The organism is Nocardioides dilutus, assembly GCF_054779555.1.
The window spans coordinates 311518-335069 of sequence record NZ_BAAGYA010000003.1; the positions used below are offsets into that span (position 1 = coordinate 311518).

Annotated in this window: 22 protein-coding genes; 14 read left to right on the forward strand and 8 right to left on the reverse strand. The window is 71.4% G+C overall.

Features of this window, described 5'->3' with window-relative positions; translation table 11 throughout:
• The first annotated feature begins 3 nt into the window (after positions 1–3).
• Together ACYVC6_RS17195 and ACYVC6_RS17200 are read left to right on the forward strand one after the other, a co-directional pair.
• Positions 4–768, forward strand: a complete 765-nt coding sequence (locus tag ACYVC6_RS17195) for a HipA family kinase (protein WP_460715660.1) — start codon at positions 4–6, stop codon at positions 766–768.
• On the forward strand, positions 765–1154 hold the full coding sequence (locus ACYVC6_RS17200; protein ID WP_460715661.1) for a DUF3037 domain-containing protein: 390 nt from the start codon (positions 765–767) through the stop codon (positions 1152–1154). Before ACYVC6_RS17195 ends, ACYVC6_RS17200 begins: the two co-directional genes overlap by 4 nt.
• Before the next feature lie 115 nt (positions 1155–1269).
• On the opposite strand, the gene ACYVC6_RS17205 is transcribed toward ACYVC6_RS17200, so the two are convergent.
• From ACYVC6_RS17205 to ACYVC6_RS17215, 3 genes are all read right to left on the reverse strand, one after another.
• A complete protein-coding gene (locus tag ACYVC6_RS17205; RefSeq protein ID WP_460715662.1) occupies positions 1270–2013 on the reverse strand; it encodes a sirohydrochlorin chelatase in 744 nt (247 codons plus the stop codon).
• A 64-nt stretch (positions 2014–2077) separates the two neighbouring features.
• Entirely contained in the window at positions 2078–2821 is a 744-nt protein-coding gene (locus ACYVC6_RS17210) for a phosphoadenylyl-sulfate reductase (RefSeq protein WP_460715663.1), read from the reverse strand.
• Positions 2822–2993: 172 nt separating this feature from the next.
• Positions 2994–4739, reverse strand: coding sequence for a nitrite/sulfite reductase (locus tag ACYVC6_RS17215; RefSeq protein WP_460715664.1), 1746 nt, complete (start codon positions 4737–4739; stop codon positions 2994–2996).
• Positions 4740–5034: 295 nt separating this feature from the next.
• On the opposite strand from ACYVC6_RS17215, the gene ACYVC6_RS17220 reads away from it, so the two are divergent.
• Complete coding sequence (locus ACYVC6_RS17220; RefSeq protein WP_460715665.1) at positions 5035–6477, forward strand: glycine hydroxymethyltransferase; 1443 nt, start codon at positions 5035–5037, stop codon at positions 6475–6477.
• 19 nt (positions 6478–6496) lie between these two features.
• Here ACYVC6_RS17220 and ACYVC6_RS17225 read toward each other — a convergent pair whose 3' ends face one another.
• The gene (locus ACYVC6_RS17225; RefSeq protein ID WP_460715666.1) at positions 6497–7171 is read right to left on the reverse strand and encodes a response regulator; all 675 of its coding nucleotides are present in this window, start codon (positions 7169–7171) and stop codon (positions 6497–6499) included.
• Positions 7168–8757 (reverse strand): sensor histidine kinase, encoded by a 1590-nt coding sequence (locus ACYVC6_RS17230; RefSeq protein ID WP_460715667.1) that lies wholly within the window; start codon positions 8755–8757, stop codon positions 7168–7170. Before ACYVC6_RS17230 ends, ACYVC6_RS17225 begins: the two co-directional genes overlap by 4 nt.
• Before the next feature lie 113 nt (positions 8758–8870).
• Here ACYVC6_RS17230 and ACYVC6_RS17235 point away from each other — a divergent pair, with 113 nt between their 5' ends.
• From ACYVC6_RS17235 to ACYVC6_RS17250, 4 genes are all read left to right on the forward strand, one after another.
• Entirely contained in the window at positions 8871–10259 is a 1389-nt protein-coding gene (locus ACYVC6_RS17235) for a cation:dicarboxylate symporter family transporter (RefSeq protein WP_460715668.1), read from the forward strand.
• A gap of 186 nt (positions 10260–10445) precedes the next feature.
• Positions 10446–10937 (forward strand): hypothetical protein, encoded by a 492-nt coding sequence (locus tag ACYVC6_RS17240; RefSeq protein WP_460715669.1) that lies wholly within the window; start codon positions 10446–10448, stop codon positions 10935–10937.
• Entirely contained in the window at positions 10934–12163 is a 1230-nt protein-coding gene (locus tag ACYVC6_RS17245; protein WP_460715670.1) for an NRAMP family divalent metal transporter, read from the forward strand. Before ACYVC6_RS17240 ends, ACYVC6_RS17245 begins: the two co-directional genes overlap by 4 nt.
• Before the next feature lies 1 nt (position 12164).
• The gene (locus ACYVC6_RS17250; RefSeq protein WP_460715671.1) at positions 12165–12872 is read left to right on the forward strand and encodes a hypothetical protein; all 708 of its coding nucleotides are present in this window, start codon (positions 12165–12167) and stop codon (positions 12870–12872) included.
• 11 nt (positions 12873–12883) lie between these two features.
• Here ACYVC6_RS17250 and ACYVC6_RS17255 read toward each other — a convergent pair whose 3' ends face one another.
• On the reverse strand, positions 12884–14548 hold the full coding sequence (locus ACYVC6_RS17255) for an acyl-CoA dehydrogenase family protein (protein WP_460715672.1): 1665 nt from the start codon (positions 14546–14548) through the stop codon (positions 12884–12886).
• A gap of 202 nt (positions 14549–14750) precedes the next feature.
• Between ACYVC6_RS17255 and ACYVC6_RS17260 the strand changes: the two genes are divergently transcribed.
• From ACYVC6_RS17260 to ACYVC6_RS17270, 3 genes are read left to right on the forward strand one after another with little or no spacing between them, the layout of a single operon-like run.
• A complete protein-coding gene (locus ACYVC6_RS17260; protein WP_460715673.1) occupies positions 14751–15608 on the forward strand; it encodes a YihY/virulence factor BrkB family protein in 858 nt (285 codons plus the stop codon).
• Between the two features lie 9 nt (positions 15609–15617).
• Positions 15618–16715 (forward strand): potassium channel family protein, encoded by a 1098-nt coding sequence (locus ACYVC6_RS17265; protein ID WP_460715674.1) that lies wholly within the window; start codon positions 15618–15620, stop codon positions 16713–16715.
• Between the two features lie 39 nt (positions 16716–16754).
• Entirely contained in the window at positions 16755–17087 is a 333-nt protein-coding gene (locus tag ACYVC6_RS17270) for a hypothetical protein (protein WP_460715675.1), read from the forward strand.
• Between the two features lie 146 nt (positions 17088–17233).
• On the opposite strand, the gene ACYVC6_RS17275 is transcribed toward ACYVC6_RS17270, so the two are convergent.
• Complete coding sequence (locus tag ACYVC6_RS17275) at positions 17234–17479, reverse strand: DUF3263 domain-containing protein (protein WP_460715676.1); 246 nt, start codon at positions 17477–17479, stop codon at positions 17234–17236.
• Between the two features lie 225 nt (positions 17480–17704).
• On the opposite strand from ACYVC6_RS17275, the gene ACYVC6_RS17280 reads away from it, so the two are divergent.
• From ACYVC6_RS17280 to ACYVC6_RS17290, 3 genes are all read left to right on the forward strand, one after another.
• Positions 17705–18538 (forward strand): glycosyltransferase family 2 protein, encoded by an 834-nt coding sequence (locus ACYVC6_RS17280; protein WP_460715677.1) that lies wholly within the window; start codon positions 17705–17707, stop codon positions 18536–18538.
• 179 nt (positions 18539–18717) lie between these two features.
• Positions 18718–19116 (forward strand): response regulator, encoded by a 399-nt coding sequence (locus tag ACYVC6_RS17285; RefSeq protein WP_460715678.1) that lies wholly within the window; start codon positions 18718–18720, stop codon positions 19114–19116.
• A gap of 104 nt (positions 19117–19220) precedes the next feature.
• Positions 19221–19883, forward strand: coding sequence for an SDR family oxidoreductase (locus ACYVC6_RS17290; protein WP_460715679.1), 663 nt, complete (start codon positions 19221–19223; stop codon positions 19881–19883).
• 2 nt (positions 19884–19885) lie between these two features.
• Here ACYVC6_RS17290 and ACYVC6_RS17295 read toward each other — a convergent pair whose 3' ends face one another.
• Positions 19886–20113 (reverse strand): hypothetical protein, encoded by a 228-nt coding sequence (locus tag ACYVC6_RS17295; protein ID WP_460715680.1) that lies wholly within the window; start codon positions 20111–20113, stop codon positions 19886–19888.
• A 178-nt stretch (positions 20114–20291) separates the two neighbouring features.
• On the opposite strand from ACYVC6_RS17295, the gene ACYVC6_RS17300 reads away from it, so the two are divergent.
• A complete protein-coding gene (locus ACYVC6_RS17300) occupies positions 20292–23552 on the forward strand; it encodes a tetratricopeptide repeat protein (protein WP_460715681.1) in 3261 nt (1086 codons plus the stop codon).

Below are 23552 nucleotides of genomic sequence, written 5' to 3' on the forward strand. Positions count from 1 at the left end.
CCCGTGATCCAGACCATCGGCGTGACCCGCTACGTCACCCCGCTGCGCGAGGGCGGCAGCCTGCCCGGCCTCGTCGAGGCCGATGACCTCGGCACCTACGTGTGCAAGTTCCGCGGCGCGGGACAGGGTGTCCGGGTCCTGGTGGCGGAGGTGGTCGTCGGCGGGCTGGCCGAGCGGCTCGGCCTCAACACGCCTCGGATGGTCGCACTCGACCTCGACCCGGAGATCGCCCGCTACGAGGCCGACGAGGAGGTCCAGGACCTGCTCAACGCGAGTCCCGGTCTCAACCTCGGCACGGACTTCCTGCCGGGCGCCTTCGGCTACGACGGCGAGAGCCCCGAAAGGGACGACCCGGCGCGGGTCCTCTGGCTCGATGCGTTCACCGCCAACGTCGACCGCACCTGGCGCAACCCCAACCTGCTGATCTGGCACGGCGACCTGTGGGTGATCGACCACGGGGCGTGCCTCTACTTCCACCACGCCTGGCCGGGCGGCGTCGGCGACCCACAGCGGTTCGCCCAGCAGCCCTGGTCGCCCGAGGACCACGTCTTCCTCAGGCACGCCGCCGAGCTGGGCCGGGTCGACGCCGAGGTGCGTGCCTTCCTCGGCCCCGACGTGTTCGCCGAGGTCCTGGCCGAGGTCCCGGACGCCTGGCTCGAGCCGGTGCCCGGCGCCGACTCCCCGGACGCCGTGCGGGCGGCGTACGCCGCGTTCCTGACCGCGCGGCTCGAGTCACGTCAGTGGCTGCCGCAGGTGGTGGCCTCGTGACCGTCCTGGACAAGCTCTCCTACGAGTACGTCGTGCTGCGCTGCGTGCCCAGGGTCGACCGCGAGGAGTTCCTCAACGTCGGCGTGGTGCTGCACTGCCAGGCCGCCGACTTCCTGCGCGCCGCCTGGCACGTCGACCGGGACCGGCTCCGCGCCCTGGACGCACGGATCGACCTCGACCAGGTCTGCGAGGCGCTGTCGTTCGTCGAGGACGTGTGTGCCGGCAACGAGCGCGCGGGGGCTCCGGCCGGGGCCTCGATCAGCCAGCGCTTCGGGTTCCTCAAGGCACCGCGCAGCACGGTCCTCCAACCCGGACCGGTGCATGGCGGCGTCACGGCCGACCCCGGCCGCCAGCTGGAGCGGCTGCTCGAGCAGCTCGTGGGTTAGTCGGGGACGGCCGAGGAACGAGGCCGGACCCGACTGATGGTGGTCGAGCAGGCCGCGCGGCCGAGAACGAGGCCGCGACCGGCCGTGTCGAGACCTCCGCAGCCTGCGCTGGAACCTAAACAGGCACCAGCTCGACGGCGCCGACGGCGTAGCGGGCCAGGATCGTCCGGGCGAGCTCGGGGTGGGCGCCGAGTGGCTCGGACACCGCGACGGCGCCGGCCTCGAGCGCGAGCTCCTTGGCCCGGTCGGGCAGGAAGCCCGGCGCCAGGAACAGCGAGGCAACCGCGATGTGCCGGCGGCCCTCGGCGCGGAAAGCCCGGACCGCCTCGCCGGTGGCCGGCGGGGCGCTGGAAGCGAACGCCGCGGTGACGGGCAGCTTGTGGTGCGAGCCCCAGAGCCTGGCCAGCCTGGCCACCGCCTGGTTGGCGAGCGGGTCGCTGGAGCCCGCGGCGGCGAGCACCAGCGCGTCCAGCTCTCGCGCCCGAGCCTGGCTCAGCGCCTCCCGCATCCGGATGTCGAGCACCTCGAGGAAGCAGGGCTCGAGGCCGAGGATCGAGGTGGCCCGGATCTGCAGTCCCTCGTGCCTGGCCGTCATCTCGGCGATGGCGCCCGGCACGTCGACCGTCGCGTGGTAGGCCTCGGTGAGAAGGAGCGGGACGACGACGATCTCGTCGTGGCCCTTCTTCACCAGGCGGTCCACGACCGTCTCGAAGGACGGCTTGGACAGCTCGAGGAACGCCGCCTCGACCTTCAGATCGGGGCGCATCGCCCGGACCTCGGCGACCAGCGCCTTGATCGTCGCGGCGGAGCGCCGATCGCGGCTTCCGTGGGCCAGTGCCACCAGGGCGGGAGCGGTCATGGGGTGACCACCTTTCGTGTGCTGCGGGTGTTGCTGGTTCTGGGTGTCGGGGGCGGGGGTGCGGTCATGAATGGATCCCGCACTCGGTCTTGTTGGTGCCGGCCCAGCGGCCGCTGCGTGCGTCCTCGCCGGGCGCGACCCGGCGCGTGCACGGCGCGCAGCCGATGGAGGGGTAGCCGTCGTAGACGAGCGGGTTGACCAGGACGCCGTTGTCCGCGATGTAGCGCTCGACCTGCTCGTCGGACCAGCGAGCCAGGGGGGAGACCTTGACCTTGCCCTTCTTGGCGTCCCAGCCGATGACCGGCGCGATGACCCGGTTATGGGTCTCGGCACGGCGCAGGCCGGTCGCCCAGGCGTCGTAGTTGGCGAGGGAGTCGGCGAGGGGCTGGACCTTGCGCAGCTTGCAGCACAGGTCGGGGTCGGTCTTGAAGAGGTCCTTGCCGTACGCCGCGTCCTGCTCGGCCACGGACTGGACGGGCGTGATGGTGATGAGGTTGACGTCGAGGGTCCCGGCGACCGCGTCGCGGGTGCCGATCGTCTCGACGAAGTGGTAGCCGGTGTCGAGGAAGACCACGTCGATGCCGGGCACGACCTTGGCGGCGAGGTCCGCAAGCACGGCGTCGCCCATCGAGGACGTCACGCAGAACCGCTCGCCGAACGTCGCGGCCGCCCACTCGATGATGTCGGTGGCCGGGGCCAGCTCGAGCTCGGCACCCCAGTGCGATACGAGCTCGCGCAGCTCCTCGGGGTTGCGGCCCTCGGTGGCGATGCCGCGTGACTTGCGAGCGGTGGCGGTGGTGGCGCTCATGAGGTGCTCTCCTGTCCGGCGCTTGGCCGAACGAGGCCGAGCATCTTCAGGGAGAAGGCCCGCAGGCAGGCGCGGCATTCCCAGGCCCCGTGTCCGGGGCCGTCCGCGGCCTCGTGCGGCCACAGGTCCTCACCGCCGCAGTAGGGGCAGTGGAAGGGAACGCCGCGAGTCGTCATGACGGAACGGCTTCCCACACAGGCTGGTTATCGAGCCTGTCGAGATACTCGCCGCGCAGCAGCTGCTCGTCGGCGCGCGCGACCCAGGTCGCGAAGGACTCGTCGCCGGCGCGGTCGGCCAGGAAGTTGGACACGACCACGGTGACGTAGTCGTCGAGGCCTTCGCTGGTCACCTTGTGGGCGCGCAGCTTGCGGCCGAAGTTCGCCTGCAGGCCGGTCGCGCCGCCGAGGTGCACCTGGTAGCCGTCGACCTGCTGGCCTTCGTGCATGACGAGCTGGCCCTTGAGGCCGATGTCGGCGACCTGGGTGCGCGCGCAGGCGTTGGGGCAGCCATTGACGTTGACCGTGATCGGCACGTCCAGCTCGGGGAACCGGCGCTCGAGCTCGGCCACCAGGTCACGGGCCCGGCCCTTGGTCTCGACGATGGCGAGCTTGCAGAACTCGATGCCGGTGCAGGCCATCGTGTTCTGCCGCCAGTTGGACGGCCGCGCCTGCAGCCCCAGCGCGTCGAGCTCGCTCACGACCTGCTCGGTCAAGGCCGGCTCGACGCCGATGAGCACGATCTTCTGGTAGGGCGTGAGCCGGGCGCCGGCGATGCCGTGCCGCTCCATCAGGTCGGCCAGACCGACCAGGATCGTGCCGGACACCCGGCCCGCGACCGGCGCGACGCCGACGTAGTTCTTGCCGTCCTTCTGCGGGTGTACGCCGACGTGGTCGCGGTGGCCGACCGGGGAAGGTGGTGAGACGCAGCTGACGAGCTTGCGCCCGAGGTACTCGTTCTCGAGCACCTCGCGGAACTTCTCGACACCCCAGTCGGCGACCAGGAACTTCAGCCGGGCCCGGGAGCGCAGCCGGCGGTAGCCGTAGTCGCGGAAGATCGAGGCCACGCCCGCCCAGGCGTCGGCCACCTCGTCGAGCGGGATCCAGACGCCCATCTTCTGGGCGAGCATCGGGTTGGTCGAGAGCCCGCCGCCGACCCACAGGTCGAAGCCCGGCCCGTGCTCGGGATGGGTCGTGCCGACGAAGGCGACGTCGTGCGTCTCGGGGGACACATCGTGGCTGGGGTGCCCGGTGAGGGCGGTCTTGAACTTCCGGGGGAGGTTGGAGAACGCCGGATCGCCGACGTAGCGCCGCTTGATCTCGGCCAGCGCCTCGCTGCCGTCGATGATCTCCTCGGCGGAGACCCCGGCGACCGGCGAGCCCAGGAACGGCCGCGGGGAGTCACCGCAGGCCTCCGTGGTGTCGAGCCCGGCCGCCTCGAGCTTCTCCCAGATCGCGGGCACGTCCTCGACCCGGATCCAGTGGTATTGGATGTTCTCCCGGTCGGTGACGTCGGCGGTGTCCCGGGCGTAGTCGCGGCCGATCTCACCGAGCGCCCGGACCGCGTCCGCGGAGAGCAGCGCGCCGTCCGAGCGCACCCGCATCATGAAGAACTCGTCGTCGAGCTCCTCCTCCTCGAGCATCGCGGTCTTGCCGCCGTCGAAGCCCGGCGCCCGCTGGGTGTAGAGCCCCATCCACCGGAACCGGCCACGCAGGTCGGCCGGGTCGATCGAGGCGAAGCCCCGCTTGGAGTAGATGTGGAGGATCCGGTCCCGCACATTGAGCGGGTCGTCGTCCTTCTTCGACTGCTCGTTCTTGTTGAGCGGCTCGGTGTAGCCGAGCGACCACTGGCCCTCCCCGCGCTTGGGGCGCGGGATCTCGGTGTGCTGGGCACGCTTGGCGGAGAAGCGCTGGTCGGTCATGGAGAAGCGGGTCCTTCGCTGGCTGGTCGCGACCCTGGTCCCGTACGTCGCTGGACGGGCGCCGGCGCGAGCTCTGTGGACTCTGGAGGAGGTCAGGCTCAGCGATGGCGACACAACATGCTGCGCGTGCGCATGAGGTCCACGTGGCGTCGGACCACGAGGTGCGCGTGCGTCGCAGCGGAGATCATGTCAAGCAGTCTCAGCCCTCGGACTGTCTGTCCACAAACGCGAATCTCATGATGTGGGATCTGTGTCTGTGATGTGAGACGCACGGCGGCCCCATTAGGCTGGGGCCGTGGCCGACCTCAACTCCCAGATCAGCAGCGCCTACTCCGACATCCTCGAGGTCATCGCCTCGGTCGAGCCCCGGATCGCCGACGCGACCCGCCAGGAGCTCGCGGACCAGCGCGGCTCGCTCAAGCTCATCGCGAGCGAGAACTACGCCTCCCCGGCGGTGCTGCTGACCATGGGCACCTGGCTCTCGGACAAGTACGCCGAGGGCACGGTCGGCCACCGCTTCTACGCCGGTTGCCAGAACGTCGACACTGTCGAGTCGGTCGCCGCCGAGCACGCCCGCGAGCTGTTCGGCGCCGAGTACGCCTACGTCCAGCCCCACTCCGGCATCGACGCCAACCTGGTGGCGTTCTGGGCGATCCTGGCCCACCGCATCGAGTCGCCCGCCCTGGAGCGGCTGGCGGCCAAGAACGTCAACGACCTCACCGACGGGCAGTGGGAGGACCTGCGCAAGGAGCTCGGCAACCAGCGGCTGCTCGGCATGGCGCTGGACGCCGGCGGCCACCTGACCCACGGCTTCCGCCCCAACATCAGCGGCAAGATGTTCCACCAGCAGCAGTACGGCACCGACCCGGAGACCGGGCTGCTCGACTACGACCTGCTGGCGGCGAAGGCGCGCGAGTTCAAGCCCCTCATCCTGGTCGGGGGCTACTCGGCCTACCCGCGCCGGATCGACTTCGCGAAGATGCGCGAGATCGCCGACGAGGTCGGCGCCACGCTGATGGTGGACATGGCCCACTTCGCCGGCCTGGTGGCCGGCAAGGTCTTCACCGGCGACGAGGACCCGGTGCCGCACGCGCACGTCACGACCACGACGACGCACAAGTCGCTGCGGGGTCCGCGCGGCGGCCTGGTGCTGGCCACGGGGGAGTACGCCCCGTCGGTCGACCGCGGCTGCCCGATGGTCCTGGGCGGGCCGCTGTCGCACATCATCGCGGCCAAGGCCGTGGCGCTCGCCGAGGCCAGACAGGACTCGTTCCGCACCTACGCCCAGCAGGTCGCCGACAACGCCAAGTCGCTCGCGGAGGGCTTCCTGAGCCGGGGGGCGAGCCTGGTCACCGGAGGGACCGACAACCACCTCGTGCTCCTCGACGTGTCGTCGTTCGGCCTCACCGGCCGCCAGGCCGAGTCGGCCCTTCTCGACGCGGGCGTGGTGACCAACCGCAACTCGGTCCCGCGCGACCCCAACGGTGCCTGGTACACCTCGGGCATCCGCCTGGGCACCCCGGCACTCACCACCCGGGGCTTCGGCCACGACGAGTTCGACCGGACCGCCGAGCTGATCGTCCATGTCCTGCAGAACACCCAGCCGGGCACGACGAAGGACGGCAAGACCTCCAAGGCGTCCTACGTGCTGGCCGACGGCGTGGCCGACAAGGTCAAAGACGCCTCCGCCGAGATGCTCGACAAGCACCCGCTCTACCCCGGGCTCGAGCTCACCTGACCCAGGCTCCCAGCTGAGGTCATTCGCGCGGCCGATACTCCACCTCGGGCCGTCCCGAGCCGCCATAGCGAGGCCGTCGCTCCAGCTGACCGGCGTCGGCGAGGTACTCCAGGTAGCGGCGGGCGGTCACCCGGGAGGCGCCCACCTGCGCGGCGACCTGGCTCGCGGACAGCGGGTCGTCGCTCGCACGCAGCGCCGCGGTGACCTCGCGCAGGGTGTCGGCGCTCATCCCCTTGGGGAGGTGGCCGGGTCCGGAGGCGCGCAGGGAGCCGAACATCCGGTCGACGTCGTCCTGGGCCACCGGGCCGTCCTTGAGCTCGGCCCGGTAGGCGGCGTACTGCTCGAGCTTGGCCCGGAACGTGGCGAACGCGAACGGCTTGACCAGGTAGAGGACGACGCCCTGAGCCACCGCTGAGCGCACCACGTCGGCGTCGCGGGCGGAGGTGACCGCGATGACGTCGCAGAGGTGTCCGGCCGCGCGCAGCCGCTGCAGCAAGGACAGTCCGTGGCCGTCAGGGAGGTGCATGTCGAGGAGGACGAGGTCGACGTCCGCGTCCGACCCCAGGAACCGGGCCGCCTCCTGGGCCGAGCGGGCGACGCCGGCGAGCTCGAACCCGGGAACCCTGCCGACGTACGACGCGTGGGCCTCCGCGGCTCGGGCCTCGTCCTCGACCACGAGGACCCGGACGGTCACGACGGCACCGCCGTGGGGCGCAGCGTGACCGTGACCTCGGCGCCGCCGAGCGCCGAGCGGCCGATCTCGACCTCGCCCCCGTGCCGACGGGCGACCTGGGCGACCAGGGCCAGGCCGACGCCCCGGCCGGAGTCGGGGGATCCCTTCGTGCTCCAGCCGCGCTCGAGGGCGTGCGCCACCGCGTCGTCGTCCAGGCCGGTGCCGCTGTCCTCCACCGACACGACGAGCTCGCCGTCACCGCCGCCGAGGGCGACGCGCACCTGCCGGGCCCCGACCGGCGCCGCAGCCACCGCCTCGAAGGCGTTGTCGACCAGGTTGCCGAGCACGGTGACCAGGTCGCGCGACCCCACCTCGACGTCGGGGAAGCCGCCCTCGACCACGAGGGTGATACCACGCTCCGCGGCGTCAGCAGACTTGCCGAGCAGCAGGGCCTCGACCACTGGGTCGCCCACCGCACCGAGCACCTGGTCCGCGAGCGACTGGGCCAGCTGTAGCTCCTCGGTCGCGAACTCGACCGCCTCGTCGACCCGGCCCATCTCGATGAGCGACACCACGGTGTGGAGCCGGTTGGCGGACTCGTGGTTCTGGGCCCGCAGCGACTCGCTCAGCCCGCGGACCACGTCGAGCTCCCCGGTGACCGTGCGCAGCTCGGTGGCGTCGCGCAGGCTGACCACGGCACCGACGTCACGGCCTTCCCACCGGGCCGGCGACGAGCTGACCACCAGCACCCGGTCTCCGGCGAGGTAGATGTCGTCGGCCTCGGCCGTCCGACCCAGGGCTGCCGCCACGAGTCCGGGGGCGAGCCCGAGCTCGGCGAACGGACGTCCGACCACGTCGGCCGGGAGGTCGAGGAGCCGGGTCGCCTCGTCGTTGACCAGCGCCACCCGGCCGTCGGTGTCGAGCAGGACCAGCCCCTCGCGCACGGCGCCGAGGACGGCCGTGTAGTACTCGTACATCCGGGTGATCTCGCCCTCGCCCAGCCCATGGGTCTGCCGGCGGAGCCGGCGGCTCACCAGCGCGGCGCCGGCCAGACCGACCGCCAGGACCGCGAACGCCGCCAGCAGGACCAGGCCCAGGTCGTCGCGCAGCCGCCGGTCGATCTCCTCGATCTTGATGCCCACGGAGACCAGGGCCACCACGTCATCGCCGTCGAACACCGGCACCACCGCTCGCATCGAGGGGCCCAGCGTCCCGGTGTTCTCCTGCGTGAACACCTCGCCCTCCGGCGCCCTGCCCAGGTCGCCCACGAACGGCTTGCCGATGTTGTCGGGGTTCGGGTGGGTGCAGCGGGTGCGGTCGAGCTCCATGACGACCACGAAGTCGACGCCGGTGTCGTGGCGCACCCGCTCGGCGAACGGCTGGAGCGAGCTGCAGGTGCTCGGCTGCGCCATTGCCTCGACGACAGTGGGTGAGTCGGCGACCGATCGGGCGACGACCAGGGCGCTGTCGGTGGCGCTGTCGCGGGCGTCGCGCCGGGCGTCGTACGCCGCCAGCGCCATCGAGGCGACGACCAGCGTGACGACCACGCAGACCTGCAGGAGCAGCACCTGGCGAGCGACCGACGGCTCGCTGGTGCGCCTACGCATGCAGCGGATTGTCCACCAACGGGGCCCGCCGCGAACTCAACGACCACAACGGTGACCGCGGTCACAGGGTCGCCGACAGTGAGGTCCATCACCCCCGTCTCACTGGAGGACAGATGAGCAGCACGTCAACACAGCAGAGTCCCCCCAAGAACCGGACCCACTACCTCTACATCGCCGTCGTCGTCGCGGTGGCGCTCGGTGTGCTGGTCGGTGTCGCGGCGCCTGGCTTCGCCAAGGAGCTCAAGCCGCTCGGCACCGGCTTCGTCGCCCTCATCAAGATGATGATCCAGCCGGTCATCTTCTGCACGATCGTGCTGGGCGTCGGCTCGGTCGCGAGCGCGGCGCGCGTCGGCCGCGTCGGCGGGCTGGCGCTGGGCTACTTCCTCACCATGTCGACGGTCGCGCTGGGCATCGGGCTGGTGGTCGGCAACCTCATCAAGCCCGGTGACGGGCTCAGGCTGGACGAGGACGCAGCCTCGGCGGGCCAGGAGGCCGCGGCCGCCGGCCACGGCAGCACGACCGACTTCCTGCTGGGCATCATCCCGGACTCGATGGTCTCGTCGCTGACCAGCGGTGAGGTGCTGCAGACCCTGCTCGTGGCGCTGCTGGTCGGGTTCGCCCTGCAGCAGATGGGTGCGGCGGGCAAGCCCATCCTGCGAGGTGTGAGCCACATCCAGCGGCTGGTCTTCCGGGTGCTGGCGATGATCATGTGGGTGGCCCCGGTCGGAGCCTTCGGGGCGATCGCGGCCGTGGTCGGTGAGACCGGTATCGGCGCGCTCAAGAGCCTGGCAGTGCTGATGGTCGCGTTCTACCTGACCTGCTTCGTGTTCGTCTTCGTCGTCCTCGGCGCGCTGCTCAAGGCGGCCACCGGGGTCAACCTGCTCAAGCTGTTCCGCTACCTGGGCCGGGAGTTCCTGCTGATCCTCTCGACGTCGTCGTCCGAGTCGGCCCTGCCGCGGCTGATCGCCAAGATGGAGCACGCGGGCGTGGACAAGCCCACGGTCGGCGTGGTGGTCCCCACCGGCTACTCGTTCAACCTGGACGGCACCGCGATCTACCTGACCATGGCGTCGCTGTTCATCGCCGAGGCGCTCGGTGACCCCCTGTCGATCGGCGAGCAGATCTCGCTGCTGGTCTTCATGGTCATCGCATCCAAGGGTGCGGCCGGTGTGACGGGGGCCGGCATGGCCACCCTGGCCGGCGGCCTCAGCTCACACCGCCCCGAGCTCGTCGACGGCGTCGGCCTGATCGTCGGCATCGACCGATTCATGTCCGAGGCCCGGGCACTGACCAACTTCGCGGGCAACTCGGTCGCCACGGTGCTCATCGGCCACTGGACCGGCGGTCTCGACCACGCGAAGCTCGACCGGGTGCTCGACGGGGACGACCCGTTCGACGAGACCACGATGCTTGACGACGACGAGCGGGAGTTCGAGTCGGGACCTGAGTTCGACGACGCACCCGCCGACGAACCCGCGAGGGTCCCGGTCGCGACGCACTGACCCTTCCCCAACCCCCACCCCCCGGGGGGACTCGACGCCACGGCAGCACGCCGTGGCGTCGAGCTTTTCCGGGGAACAGCAGGCCGTCGAAGTCGTCAACCCCAGTGAGGGGTACCGGATGGAGGCCAACAGGAGGCCAGAAGGAGGAACGGCAATGCCCAGCACCACGAAGAACGGCTGAGCCGGATGACGCGATCCGCCCGGCGACCGCTGCCGTCCCTCGTCGTCATCCTCGCCGTCGGCCTCGCCACCATGGTCTCCGGCTGCGCGCCCGGCACCCCCGACGGGGACTCGTGGCGGATCGACGCTCAGCGGGCGGTGTCCGACGCCGCCTCCGCGGTGCACACAGCTGAGCTCGCGCTGCGCCTGCACGACGAGGGCAGGGTCTACGGCCGCTACCTGCAGACCGTGCTCGTCGACGCCGAGGAAGCGGTCGGGATCGCGGGCGACGCCATCGCCCGCAAGCAGCCGCCGCAGACCGAGCGAGAACGCTACGGCGTGGTGACGGGGCAGATCGACGAGGCGACCAGCCTGGTCGCGACCACCCGAATCGCGGTCGTCGACCGTGAGTCCGAGCGTTACGACGCCCTGGCCGACCGCCTCGCGGAAGCGGCGACCGCGCTGACCGAGCTGGAGGCCGACCTCCAGCACCCCCCTGCGCCGGCGGTGTCCGGATGAAGAGGTTCTTCGCGGTCGCGCTCGGCATCCTGACCGCCATCGGGGGCTTCGTCGACATCGGCGACCTCGTCACCAACGCCCAGGTGGGTGCCCGGTTCGGGCTGTCCCTCGGCTGGGTCGTCTTGCTCGGCGTGCTGGGCATCTGCGTGTTCGCGGAGATGTCCGGCCGGGTCGCCGCCGTCAGCGGCCGGGCCACCTTCGACATCGTGCGGGAGCGGCTCGGACCGCGGGTCGGGATGGCCAACCTCGTCGCATCGATGGCCGTGACCACGCTGACCTTCATCGCGGAGATCGGCGGCGTGGCGCTCGCGCTCCAGCTCGTGTCGTCGGTCAGCCACGTCCTCATCGTCCCGTTCGTCGGGTTCGTGGTCTGGTTGATCCTGTGGCGGGCGAGGTTCTCGGTCATGGAGAACGTGCTCGGCCTGATGGGCCTCGCCCTCGTCGTCTTCGCGGTCGGGCTGTGGCAGCTCGGACCAGACTGGAGCTCGCTGCTGCAGCAGATGGCGGTCGTGGACAAGCCGGGCGACGAGCAGTGGCGGACCTTGGCCTACTACAGCGTCGCGCTGTTCGGCGCCGCGCTCACGCCCTACGAGGTGTTCTTCTTCTCCTCCGGTGGGGTCGAGGAGCGCTGGACGGTCAAGGACCTCTCGACCATGCGCGCCAACGTCTTCATCGGCTTCCCGCTGGGCGGGATGCTCTCGCTGGCGATCGCCGGCTCGACGGCGGTGGTCTTCGGGCCGCTGGACACCAGCATCGACACCCTCGGCCAGGTCGGCCTCCCCGTCGCGCTCGCGCTCGGCAAGATCGGGCTCGCGATCGCCATCGTCGGCTTCGTGGGCGCCACCCTCGGCGCTGCCTGCGAGACCGGGCTCTCGGTCGGCTACAGCATCGCGCAGTACGCCGGCTGGCAGTGGGGCAAGTACGTCCGGCCCGACGTCGCCGCCCGGTTTCACCTGGTGCTGGCGCTGGTCACGGTGCTGGCCACCGGGGTGCTGCTGACCAAGGTCGACCCCATCCTGGTGACGGAGTTCTCGGTGGTGTTCTCGGCGGTCGCACTCCCACTGACCTACTTCCCGATCCTCGTGGTGGCCAACGACCCCGACTACATGGGGGAGCACGTGAACGGCCGGCTGGCCAACGGTCTCGGCTCGGTCTTCCTGGTCGTCATCGGGCTCGCCGCCTTGGCCGCGATCCCGCTGATGGTCGTCACCCGGATGGGAGCCTGACATGGAGCAAGGCAAGAACGGGACGAACCGGCTCGAGGACTCCCTCGACGCCGTCCTGCACCTGCTCGACCGGCAGGTCGTGGACGTGGACGGTTTGCTGGTCTGCAAGGTCGACGACGTCGAGTTGACCGTCTTCGACGACGGCGTGCTGGGGGTCACCGGCCTGCTGTGCGGCCCCGCGGCGCTGGTGCCGAGACTGGGCGACGACGGACTCGGGCGGAGGCTGCACGACTACTGGCGCCGGCTGGGCTCCGCCTCGGCCGACCACGACGACCCCCACCGCATCGACCTCGAGCTGGTGGCGCGGCTGGGGAGCGGTGTCCAGCTCAGCGTGCCGCGCGACGGGGTGCTCGTGCGCCAGGGACTGCGGGCCCGCCGCCTCAACGACCTGCTCCAGATGACGGTGCAGACGCCCGACGGCCTCAGGCTGGGTCGCCCCATCGACGTCCGGGTCGAGCCCGAGCGCACCGAGCCGGGGGAGCGCATCCGGGTCGTCGGGCTCGTCGTGGGCCACGGCAGGCCGGGCTCCTACTTCGGCTACGACCGGCGACCTGACATGGGTCCCTGGCTGGTCAACCAGATGGTGCGCCGCCTGCACCGGCACTCGGCGTACGTCGCGCTGCCGGATGTCGACGAGCTGGACTGGGACGCCGGCGTCGTCCGTGTCGACTCTGCCCGGCTGCGCTCTCTGGAGCCCGCCGGCTCGTAAGGTCCGGGCCGTCAGGCGTGGGGCATGGCCCGCTCGACGATGCCGCGCAGGTCGCCGCCCTCGAGGGCGCCGAACGTGCCGTCGTAGGACGTCCCGAGCCGGGAGGCGCAGAACACGTCGGCCACCTCGGCGGGGGAGAAGCGGACCAGCAGCGAGCCCTGCAGCACGGCGGCCATCCGGCCGGCCAGCCGGCGGGCGCCGACTTCCAGGGTCGTGGGGTCGCCCAGCATCGAGCCCAGCAGCGCCAGCGTGTCGTCGATGGCCCGGTCGAGGCGTGCGTCCGAGCCCCTGGCGAGCCCCACCTCGGTGATCCACGCGTCCAGCGCCTCGGGCTCCCGTGACAGCGCGCGCAGCACGTCGAGGGCGTTGACGTTGCCGGAGCCTTCCCACACCGAGTTGAGCGGGGCCTCGCGGTAGAGGAGCGGCATCAGCGACTCCTCGACGTAGCCGTTTCCGCCCAGGCACTCGAGCGCCTCGGCCGTGACGGACGGCGTGCGCTTGCACACCCAGAACTTGGCCAGTGGCAGGGCGATCCGGCGCAGCGCCGCCTCCTGTGGGTCGGCCAGGTCGTCGACCGCCGCGGCGAGCCGCAGCGCCACGACGGTGGCCGCCTCCGACTCGACGGCGAGGTCGGCCAGGACGTTCTGCATGAGCGGCTTCTCGGCCAGGAGCGACCCGAACGCCGACCGGTGTGCCGCGTGCCAGGCCGCCTCCGAGACGGCGCGCCGCATCAGCGACGCCGAGCCCGCGACGCAGTCGAGCCTGGTCGCCGCGACCATCTCGATGATGGTGCGCACGCCGCGCCCCTCGTCGCCGAGGCGTACGGCGAGAGTGCCGTCGAACTCCAGCTCCGAGGACGCGTTGGACCGGTTGCCGAGCTTGTCCTTGAGCCGCACCACGTCGATCGGGTTGCGGGTGCCGTCGGGCAGGACCCGAGGCACCAGCAAGCAGGTCACACCTGCCTCGGCCTGGGCGAGCACCAGGAACACGTCGTTCATGGGTGCGGAGGTGAACCACTTGTGGCCGTGCAGGGTGTATTCGCCGTCGACCCCGGTCGGACGTGCCTCGGTGACGTTGGCGCGCACGTCCGAGCCGCCCTGCTTCTCGGTCATGCCCATGCCGGCCAGGGCGCCCGCCTTGGTCGACGGCACCCGGAGGCCCGGGTCGTAGGTGGTCGACGCCAGCAGGGGCGTCCATTCCTTGGCGACCGCGTCGTCGACACGCAGTGCCGGGATGGCGGCGTAGGTCATGGAGACGGGGCACCCGTGGCCGGGCTCGGTGTGGGACCACGCCATGAACCCCGCCGCGCGGCGGACATGAGCGTGAGCGTCGCCGTCGGCCTGGCGCTCCCACGGGGTCGCGCCGAGGCCGTGCCCGATCGCGCGCTCCATCAGCCAGTGCCAGGACGGGTGGAAGTCGACCTCGTCGACCCGGTTGCCGTAGCGGTCGTAGGCGCGCAGCACCGGATGGTGGTCGTTGGCCAACCGCCCGTGCTCGCGCGCCTCCTCCGTGCCCGCCTCGGCCCCGATGCCGACGAGGGACTCGAGCACCTCGGGGCCGGCGTGCCTGGTGACTGCCTCGACCAGCGCGGCGTCGGCCGTGACGACGTTGTGTCCGGCGAGCAGCGGCACCTGGTTGGTGGCACTGCGGATGTCTGCGCGGCGGGCGTCGGTCATGCAGTTACCGTAATCGCATGTCCGAGCGTGCGGACCGAGCTTGCGAGGGCCGCGCATGGCGAGGAGGTTGAGGAGGCTGGACGCAGACCCGAGCTTGCGAGGGGCTGCGTCAGCCGTCTCGAAACCCGAGCGTGCGGACCGAGCACCGGCTCCGCTGTCGGACAGGCTCATTCGGGCCCGCGATCTGGTGTGGCGGCTCGTCGTGACCACGGTCAGCAGCTGTCTGCGCTACCGGGTCACGGGGCTGGCCGCCGAGGCGGCGTTCTTCGCGGTGCTGTCCGTGCCGCCGCTGGTGTTCGCCCTGGCCGGGGCGATCGGCTACGTCACCGACCAGCTCGACCCGGGCCAGATCGACGACATCCGCGCCGCCGTCCTGGATCTCTCCAGCCGACTGCTCACCGACCGAGCCGTCGACAGCATCATCGAGCCCACGCTCAACAGCGTCCTGCGCGGCGGGCGGTTCGACGTCATCTCGCTCGGCTTCGTGCTCGCCCTGTGGTCCGGCTCGCGGGCTCTCAACGTCTTCATCGACACCATCACCGTGATGCACGGGCTCGGCGGGCACCGAGGGATCATCCGGACCCGGGCGCTCTCCTTCGTCCTCTACATCCTCGCTCTCATCACGGGCATCGCGGCGATCCCGCTGATGGTGGCCGGACCGACCCTGCTGGGGGAGTGGCTGCCCGACAACGCCGACTTCCTGCTCCGGTTCTACTGGCCGGTGGTCGGCGTGATCTGCATCTGCTTCCTGGCCACGCTCTACCACCTCTCGGTCCCCGTCCGGACCAGCTGGCGGTTCAACCTTCCAGGGGCGGTGTTCTCGCTGGTCGCCTGGGTTCTCGGGTCCTACCTGCTGCGCTGGGTGCTGACCGTGACCGCGGCCGACTCGCGCTCGATCTACGGCCCGCTCGCGGCCCCGATCGCGATCCTGCTGTGGCTCTACCTCGTCGCGATCGCAGTGCTCATCGGAGCCGCTGTCAACGCGTCGTTCGACACCGTCTTCCCACAGAAGGGCACGACGCGCGCCCGCAGCCGCATCCCCGGGCGTCCCGTGGACTAGTTTTCACACGTGCCGGAGGCGATCAGCGAGGGTGTCCTGGGTCGCGGCCGGGTCGCGCTCCCGGACCGCGCCCGTTCGCCGTGGTGGGAGCTCGGCAAGCGGGTGCTGGCAGCGGTGGGCATCCTCGTCGGCACCTGCGCGCTGGTCTACTTCGACGGCGAGGCGTACGTCGACAACAACGACCCCACCGGCGAGATCACGCTGGTCGACGCCATCTACTACACGACGGTCACGCTCAGCACGACCGGCTACGGCGACATCGCGCCGTACGAGGACCACGCGCGGCTGATCAACGCGTTCATCATCACCCCGGCCCGCATCGCCTTCCTGGTCCTCCTGATCGGGACCACTCTCGAGGTGCTGGCCTCGCAGGGCCGGGACCAGCTACGGGTCGCTCGCTGGAGGAGAAAAATGGGACGTCACGTCGTCGTCGTCGGCTACGGCACCAAGGGCCGGAGCGCTGTGGAGACGCTGGTCAGCAACGGCTGGGACCGGGACTCGATCGTCGTCGTGGACCCGAGCGCGACCGCGCTGCAGGACGCGCACGCCGACGGGTTCGCGGTCGTCACCGGCGACGCGACCCGGCGCGAGGTGCTGCGCCGCGCCGGCGTCGGTGAGGCGGACCAGGTGATCATCACGACCGACCGCGACGACTCCAACGTGCTCGCCACGCTCACCGTCCGGCAGCTCAACCCCGACGTCCACATCGTCGCCTCGGCGCGGGAGCACGAGAACGCGCCGCTGATGAAGCAGTCCGGAGCCAACTCGGTGATCACGTCCTCCGACGCCGTCGGCCGACTGCTCGGCCTTTCCTCGTTGTCGCCGACCCTCGGGGCCGTGATGGAGGACCTGCTGACCTACGGCGAGGGACTCGAGGTGGCCGAGCGCGACCTGCTCGTCAGCGAGGTGGGCAAGCAGCCGCAGCAGCTCCCGGACCAGGTGATCGCGGTGGTGCGCGACGAGAGGGTCCACCGCTACTTCGACCCGACCGTCACCCAGCTCGCCCGAGGAGACCGGCTGATCGTCGTACGTCCGGCGAAGGAGCTGCCCTGGGCTCCACGCCCGGGGACCCACAACGAGGACGTGGCAGTCGACGACTCCGCCTGAGAGTCGAACAGGTGTTCGAACCTGTGTCACCATGACGGAGTGGCCGGTGGCATGGGTGGTGGAGGTGGTGGTGGTGTCGGTGGTGGCTGGGGCAAGCGCGGCACCGGCGTCCCGCTCGCCCAACGCGTTCGCGCCGGGCGGGCGGCGCCGGCCCCCCAGCCCGACGCGCCGTCGGACGACTGTCCCGCCCGGCACTGCTGGGTCACCGAGGCCGTTGACGGCCTCGGGGTCAAACGCCCGGGGCTTCTCGTCGAGTGGCGAGCAGCGGGGACTCGCTGGGAGGGGCGCGTGGTCTACGCGGCGCGGCTGCGGCACGGCGCCTGGGTGCTGGTGGAGGAGTGGGTGCCGGCGGAGCTGCTCACGCCCTGCTGAAGATCTCCCCGGAAATGGCTGAACCGCTGGCGTCTCGGGTCACCAGCGGTTCAACGAGGGGAAGATTACTGATCGCTGAGGCCGCTTGGAAGTGGTTCGCCGCTCTTCGGCGGAATATCACCCGAACGGACCATTCCAACTAGTGGCTAACTAGTCCGGCGGGTGGCGCGGTGGCGCCGGCGGGTGGCCCGAAGGCGCCGTAGCCGACGCACCAGCAAGGGGTCGTGCTCGAGCGCCGCGTCGCTGTCGATGAGCCGGGAGAGGCGCTGGTAGTAGTCACCCGCCGTGAGGCCGAAGCGCTCCCGGCAGGCCTGCTCCTTCGCCGTCGCGTAGCGCCACCACTCGCGCTCGAAGGCGAGGATCTCCCGCTCCAGGTCGGTCAGCTCGGCCATGGTCCGATCCTGTCATTCGGCGCCTCGCCGGCCACCACGGGGGCGCCAATGCCGCTGGGCCCCACGACGGATTCCGTCGCCCGGAGGCGGTTCTCGTGGGTGATCCAGACCACGGCGCGCCACAATTGCACGCATACCCCCTGTGGCATATCGTGTGCTCAAGCCGTCCGGGGGGTCGGCTGCAGCCGTCCGGGGGGTCGGCTGAATCCTTGGGGGATTCAACACGTGTCGGTGTTCAACCACGCAAGGCGGCGCAACATCGCGGCGCCGCGAGTCAGCATCGTCATTCCCGCGCTCAACGAGGCGCTCAACCTCTCGGTCGTCCTGCCGCAGCTGCCGGAGGTGCACGAGGTCATCCTCGTCGACGGTGGCTCGGTCGACGGCACCATCGCCACCGCCCGCCGCGCACTGCCTGGCATCGTGACCGTCGCGCAGTCCCGCCAGGGCAAGGGCAATGCGCTGGCTGCCGGTTTCGCTCGGGTCACCGGCGACATCGTGGTCATGTTCGACGCCGATGGCTCCGCCAACCCGGTCGAGATCGACCGCTTCGTGCAGGTACTCCAGGGCGGTGCCGACTTCGCCAAGGGCTCGCGGTTCGCCGCAGGCGGCGGCTCGGCCGACATCACGGTCGTACGCCGGATCGGCAACCTGTTCCTCAGCACGCTCTTCAACCTCGGCTTCCGGACGCGCTACACCGACCTGTGCTACGGCTTCAACGCCTTCTGGGCCGATCTCCTTCCGGTGCTCGATCTCCCCGACCACGTCACGCCGAGCGGCAGCGACCGCATGCAGTGGGGCGACGGGTTCGAGATCGAGACCCTCGTCCACTGCCGGTTCGCGGCGTCCGGAGCGGAGATCGTGGAGGTCCCCTCGGTCGAGAAGGTGCGGATCTTCGGTGAGTCCAACCTGCACGCGGTCGCCGACGGCCTGCGCGTGCTGCGGACGATGCTCGTGGAGTGGCGACGCGCCCGCTCGCTGCGCGGGCGGCTGGGCTATGGGCGGGCGCGACAGATACCGGTGGCCAGCGAGCGGGCGGTCGCCAACAAGGTCGCCGCCTGACGCGTCTGCGACTGCGCGGCATCATCCGATCGGCCAGGTCGCGGTAGTCGTCTCGGGCCAGGACCCGAGGGACGGACGCATGGTTTCCGGTGTACGAGGTTACCCCCCGGGGTAATTGGACGTTGAGTCGTCATACCGCCTGGAGGGGGCGTCCGTCACCGAGTTCAGGAGCCGACCGCATGGCCCGCATCCTCGTCGCCGACACGGACAAGTCCGTGCGCGATCTCGTCCGCCTGCGCCTCACGGCGTGGGGACACGACGTCGTCTCCTTCGCCGACGGTCTGTCGGCGCTGCACGCCCTGCGGGAGGAGCACTACGACCTGACCTTGCTGGACATGGACCTGCCGCGTGTCGGCGGCCTCGACGTCCTGCGGGCGGTCCGCGACTCCGAGTCAGCCGACCGACCGACAGTGGTGCTGATGACGGACGGCCATCGCAAGGGCGAGGCGGCCCTGGCCTACGAGCTCGGCGTCGACGAGTTCGTGGTCAAGCCGTTCACGCTCGGTTTCCTCACCTCGTTCGCGAGCGCGCTGCTCGCCGATGCGGCCGGCCGCAGCCGCCAGCCCGTCCCCGCCTGACCGCCATGCCGGGCTCGTCGGCCGGCCGCATACCCCCATCTGTGGCCAGCCGACGAGCCCATCTGTCTCGACGCCATGATCGCGCCTCTGTCTAGGCTCACTGCATGAACCAGGTCGCGATCATCGTGGGGGCCGGTCCAGGGGTGAGCGGGTCGTTCGCGCGGCTCCTGGCCGACGACGGCTGGGACATCGGACTGGTCGGGGCGGACCAGGCCGTGCTGGACGACCTGGCCAAGGACCTCGAGGAACGGGGTGCCACCGTCGGCACCGCGCTGGCCGACGTGACCGACACCGAGGTCGCCACCGCGGCACTGACCCGGATGGCCGAGCACACCGGGCGGGTCGACCTGCTGCACTTCAACCCGAGCGCGTTCCGCGAGAAGGACCCGCTGGAGCTGACCGTGGACGAGCTGCTCCGCGACGTCGCGCTCGGTGTCGGGGCACTGCTCACGGCAGTTCAGGCGCTCCGGCCCTTCATGTCCACCGGGTCGCGGGTCACGGTGACCGGGTCGATGGCCGCCGAGCAGCCGTGGCACAAGGCCGCGTCCCTCGGCGTCCAGAAGGCGGGAGTCCGCAATCTCGTGCACTCGCTCGACGCGACCCTGAAGGACCAGGGCATCCGGGCCGTGTCCGTGACGGTGCGCGGCAGCCTCGCGAAGGAGGGTCCGTTCACCCCGGACCGGGTCGCCGCGGCGCTGCTGGCGGCCAGCCGGCAGGACGAGGCGTCCTGGCGTACGGAGATCCCCTACGAGGGCTCAGAGGGTTGAGGTCAGCGACCCGTCGCCCGCGGAGGACGGCGGGAGTTCGCGAGGCGCTGCTTCGCTGACTCGCGCGCGCTCATGAAGACCGAGATCACATCGGCCGGGTCGTAGTGCGCTTGCCCCGGAGCGCGGTCGACCTCGCCGACCTTCTCGGGGTCGGCGCCGTCACTGCCGGACATCACCGTCGACGCCCAGGCCTGCAGAGCACTCGGGACCGGCTGTTCCTTGTTGCTCATCTCATCCTTCCCCTGGAACCCCCGACGTAGAGCCAACGTGAGTCCGGAGGGTGAGGACACGGCTCCGCCCGAAGTTCCACCGTGTGCTCCCTGGGGTGCCACCCGAGAGGACTACTGACGGCGGTCGGTCGGACGTCTGGGGCTGACCCAGCGGGCACGGCGGGACTACTGTCCGGCCATGTTGGGCCTCCGTGAGTGGGCCAGCCGCGGGGCGACAGTGCTGGCGCTGTTGGGTGCCGTGGCGCTACTCGCGGTCCTGGCGACGCCGCTGGCCGGGCTCGCCGTGGACGAACCGGAGGCCGAGGCCACCACGAGCCTGGCGGTGGAGGCCGATCCAGACGGTGCAGAGGCTGCCGTGCGCGAGCTGCCGTTGTTGCCACTCGGAACCGTCTCCCGCGCAGACCTCGCCGACCCGGCCGCCGTCGAGGCGGGCGTGCGCGTCCTGGCCGGAACGCTCGGGCTGGGTGGCTGGATCGACGAGCTGTTGTCGACGTACGACTACGCCGGGAGCACCTACCCCTACGTCTACCCGGTGAGCGACTCCATCGTCGCCGGCAACCTCGACCCGGGGGTGGTGCTCGCGAACCGGGATGCGGTCGTCGAGCTGGCCGGCCTGCTCGCGGTGCTCGGCGCGGGCAGGACCGAGGACTTCACCGAGGGTCCGGCCGCAGCCGCGACGGCCTACTCCCTGCTGTCCGCGGCCCGGGAGGTCCACGAGACCTGCGACCTCGCCCTCACCGTCGTCTACCTCGTCAGCCTCGGGGACCGGCCCCACTCCGACGCCATCGACGAGGAGACCCGCCGGGCGACCGAGGCCTGCGGCCCGGACGACGCGACGCCGGCCCTGGTGCGTGCCCACTGGCTGTCCCGCCACGCGTCGGTGGTGGAGAAGCTCGCCGCGCCTCGGGTCGAGCCGAGCCGGATCCGACGCGAGGCGCGTGACGCGTGGCTCGAGCTGCAGCAGCGGTTCCCGGCCAGTCCCTGGGGTTTCGCGGGACTGGCGGACCTGGAGGCCCGCTGGGCCGACCAGGCCGCTGGCGTCGGTGCCTCACCGTTCCAGGTCCTGGCCTGGCGGCGGGAGGCGCTCGCCTCGTACGCCGCCGCGTCCTCCCTCGTGGACGACCCACTGCTTGAGTCGCGGGCGGCCGAGGTGCTGGTGCAGGTGGGCGAGAAGGCCGCCGGTTCGGCGCGGGCCCGGGCGGCCGCCGACGAGCTCGCCGAGGACGTCATCGCCCGGATGGCGCTCTCCGACGTCCTGGCCGCCGCCGGGGACCACGAGGCCGCCGCGGAGTCCGTCGAGGTCGAGCTGGGGCTCGCCGAGCCGTGGTGGCTGGGGTTCGGCGCGACGACGTCCAGCGACCTCTACCGCGACTATGCCCAGCGGGTCGTGCCTGCGGTGTGGCTCGTCGACGCCAGCGTCGGCGCCTACGGCGGTGGCTTCGTCAGCGACCTCGGCTTCCTTCCGCAGTCTCGCGCCCAGTTCGCGTCGCCGGAGTGCCGGCGTGACGTGCGGGTCCGTGAGCTGATGCGGGCCGGCCGGCTGGCGGAGGCCGCCGCCGCTCTGGACGCGCCCCCGCCGGCGTCAGCCGGCATCACCAGGCTCTGCCTCGGCGGCTCGCTCGACTACTTCCGCGGCGCACTCGAGCCGGCGCTCGGGGTCCTCGCGGGCGCCAGCACGGAGTCGGCGTCCTACGAGCTCGCCCAGGACTTCCTCCGCGACGCCGGGGACCTCGGGGGCGCCGAGGAGGTCGCTCACGCGTGGGTGGAGGCACACCCGGAGGACGGTCTCGCTCTCCAGCGCCTCGCCGAGATCCACCTCCTTGCCGGCCACCCGGGACGGGCCCGGCCCGAGCTCGAGACGGCGCTGCCGCTGCTCCGGCCCGCGGCCGCGGCGTACGACGTCGCGAACGCGACCTTCGAGCCCAACCCGGTGAAGGACCTGGCGGTCGCGGAGCTCCAGCTGGGACTGGCCCTGGAGCGACTGGGGGAGGAGGGCCAGGCCCTCGCCCACTACGCCTCCGCCGTGACCGCGCTGGCACCGCTCCAGGAGGCAGCGACCGGACTCCCGCCGGGCAGCGGCGCCTACCCCGGCGACCTGGAGGCCTACGCGCACAGCCAGGCCGGGGCGGTCCTGGCTGGCCGCGACCAGTCGGAGCGGGCGATCGAGGAATATCGCCTGGCCATCGCCGCGGGCACACCTTTCGAGCCCTTCCAGCTGTGGACGCCGGACGACGAGGAGTTCCTCTCCGAGGCGTTGCCGGGCGGGGTGCTGTCGGGGGCTCAGACCAACAACCTCTCCCTCCTGCTCAGCCTCGACGGGCAGGACGACGAAGCGATCGAGATGGCCGAGGCTGCGCTGTTCGAGGACCCGGCGAGCAGCGTCTTCACCGACACGCTCGCGTTCGCCTACCAACGGGCCGGCGAGGACGAGAAGGCGGTCGCCGCCTACCGCCGGGTGGTGCGCGCCGACCCGTCGGCCTACGTCTCGGCCAACAACCTCGGCGTGCTGCTGGCCGAGTCCGGTGAGCCGCAGGAGGCGGAGGTCTGGTTCCGCCGGGCGGTCGCCACCGAGCAGGGGTATGCCCAGGCCTGGCACCACCTGGGCAGCGTGCTCCGCGAGTCCTGGGCGCCTGCGGCGTACGTCGCCTCCCAGGCGGCCTTCGCCGAGGCTGTCCGCCTGGACTCGTCGTTCCGTGACGTCGAGCCGGGCTACGAGATGGACGCCCAGATCCGTGACCTCGACCTGGACGTGTCCCGGTCGCTCGACCCGGACTGGCAGTTCGCGACGTCGGTCGAGGACCGCGGACCGTCGTTCACCGCGATCCTCCTGCTGCTCGTGCTGCTGCGGGTGGCCTGGTCGCTCGGTCTGGACACGATCGTCGGCCGGGGCGCCGAAGGTGTGCTCGCCCGGGGCGGCCGGCTGTCGTTCCTGGCGACCACCCTTCCGGCCTGGGGCGCGGGGGCGCTCTGCGTGGCGTTGCTGACCGGCACGGTGCTCGCGAAGGGCCTGGACTGGGCGGCGGTGCTCGTCACGCTCTGCGCGGTCGGCCTGGTCACGGTGCCCCTCGTGCTCCGCGGCGCGGCGCGCCACAGGTCCTGGGTCCCCGCGATGGCGGTCGGCGTCGCGCTGGCGCCGCTCGGGAGCCCGTTCGTGCCTTATCCCAACCTGGTGGCGTCGCGGCAGCGCCCCACCCGCTGGCGGGTCCACCTGCCGGCGCTGGTCGTCTCTGCGGCCTTGGTGGCCTTCGCCGTCGAGTCGGCGTTGGCCGGCACGCCGGTGGCGCACCGGATGACGGCGTTGTGCGCCGTGGTGCTGGCGTCCGTGCTCGTCCCGGTCCCGCCTCTCGACGGCTCGCGCCTCACCAACCGGTCGGCCGGTCTCGCGGCGGCTGTGCTGCTGGGGGGCCTGACGGTCGCGCTTTCGGTGGGTTGGGTCTGA

Coding starts and splice junctions, on each gene's coding strand:
- ACYVC6_RS17205 (WP_460715662.1), bottom strand. CDS start 2,013: ATGACCGCTCCCGCCCTGGTGGCACTGGCCCACGGAAGCCGCGATCGG.
- ACYVC6_RS17210 (WP_460715663.1), bottom strand. CDS start 2,821: ATGAGCGCCACCACCGCCACCGCTCGCAAGTCACGCGGCATCGCCACC.
- ACYVC6_RS17215 (WP_460715664.1), bottom strand. CDS start 4,739: ATGACCGACCAGCGCTTCTCCGCCAAGCGTGCCCAGCACACCGAGATC.
- ACYVC6_RS17230 (WP_460715667.1), bottom strand. CDS start 8,757: ATGCGTAGGCGCACCAGCGAGCCGTCGGTCGCTCGCCAGGTGCTGCTC.
- ACYVC6_RS17235 (WP_460715668.1), top strand. CDS start 8,871: ATGAGCAGCACGTCAACACAGCAGAGTCCCCCCAAGAACCGGACCCAC.
- ACYVC6_RS17240 (WP_460715669.1), top strand. CDS start 10,446: ATGACGCGATCCGCCCGGCGACCGCTGCCGTCCCTCGTCGTCATCCTC.
- ACYVC6_RS17245 (WP_460715670.1), top strand. CDS start 10,934: ATGAAGAGGTTCTTCGCGGTCGCGCTCGGCATCCTGACCGCCATCGGG.
- ACYVC6_RS17250 (WP_460715671.1), top strand. CDS start 12,165: ATGGAGCAAGGCAAGAACGGGACGAACCGGCTCGAGGACTCCCTCGAC.
- ACYVC6_RS17255 (WP_460715672.1), bottom strand. CDS start 14,548: ATGACCGACGCCCGCCGCGCAGACATCCGCAGTGCCACCAACCAGGTG.
- ACYVC6_RS17275 (WP_460715676.1), bottom strand. CDS start 17,479: ATGGCCGAGCTGACCGACCTGGAGCGGGAGATCCTCGCCTTCGAGCGC.
- ACYVC6_RS17285 (WP_460715678.1), top strand. CDS start 18,718: ATGGCCCGCATCCTCGTCGCCGACACGGACAAGTCCGTGCGCGATCTC.
- ACYVC6_RS17290 (WP_460715679.1), top strand. CDS start 19,221: ATGAACCAGGTCGCGATCATCGTGGGGGCCGGTCCAGGGGTGAGCGGG.
- ACYVC6_RS17295 (WP_460715680.1), bottom strand. CDS start 20,113: ATGAGCAACAAGGAACAGCCGGTCCCGAGTGCTCTGCAGGCCTGGGCG.
- ACYVC6_RS17300 (WP_460715681.1), top strand. CDS start 20,292: ATGTTGGGCCTCCGTGAGTGGGCCAGCCGCGGGGCGACAGTGCTGGCG.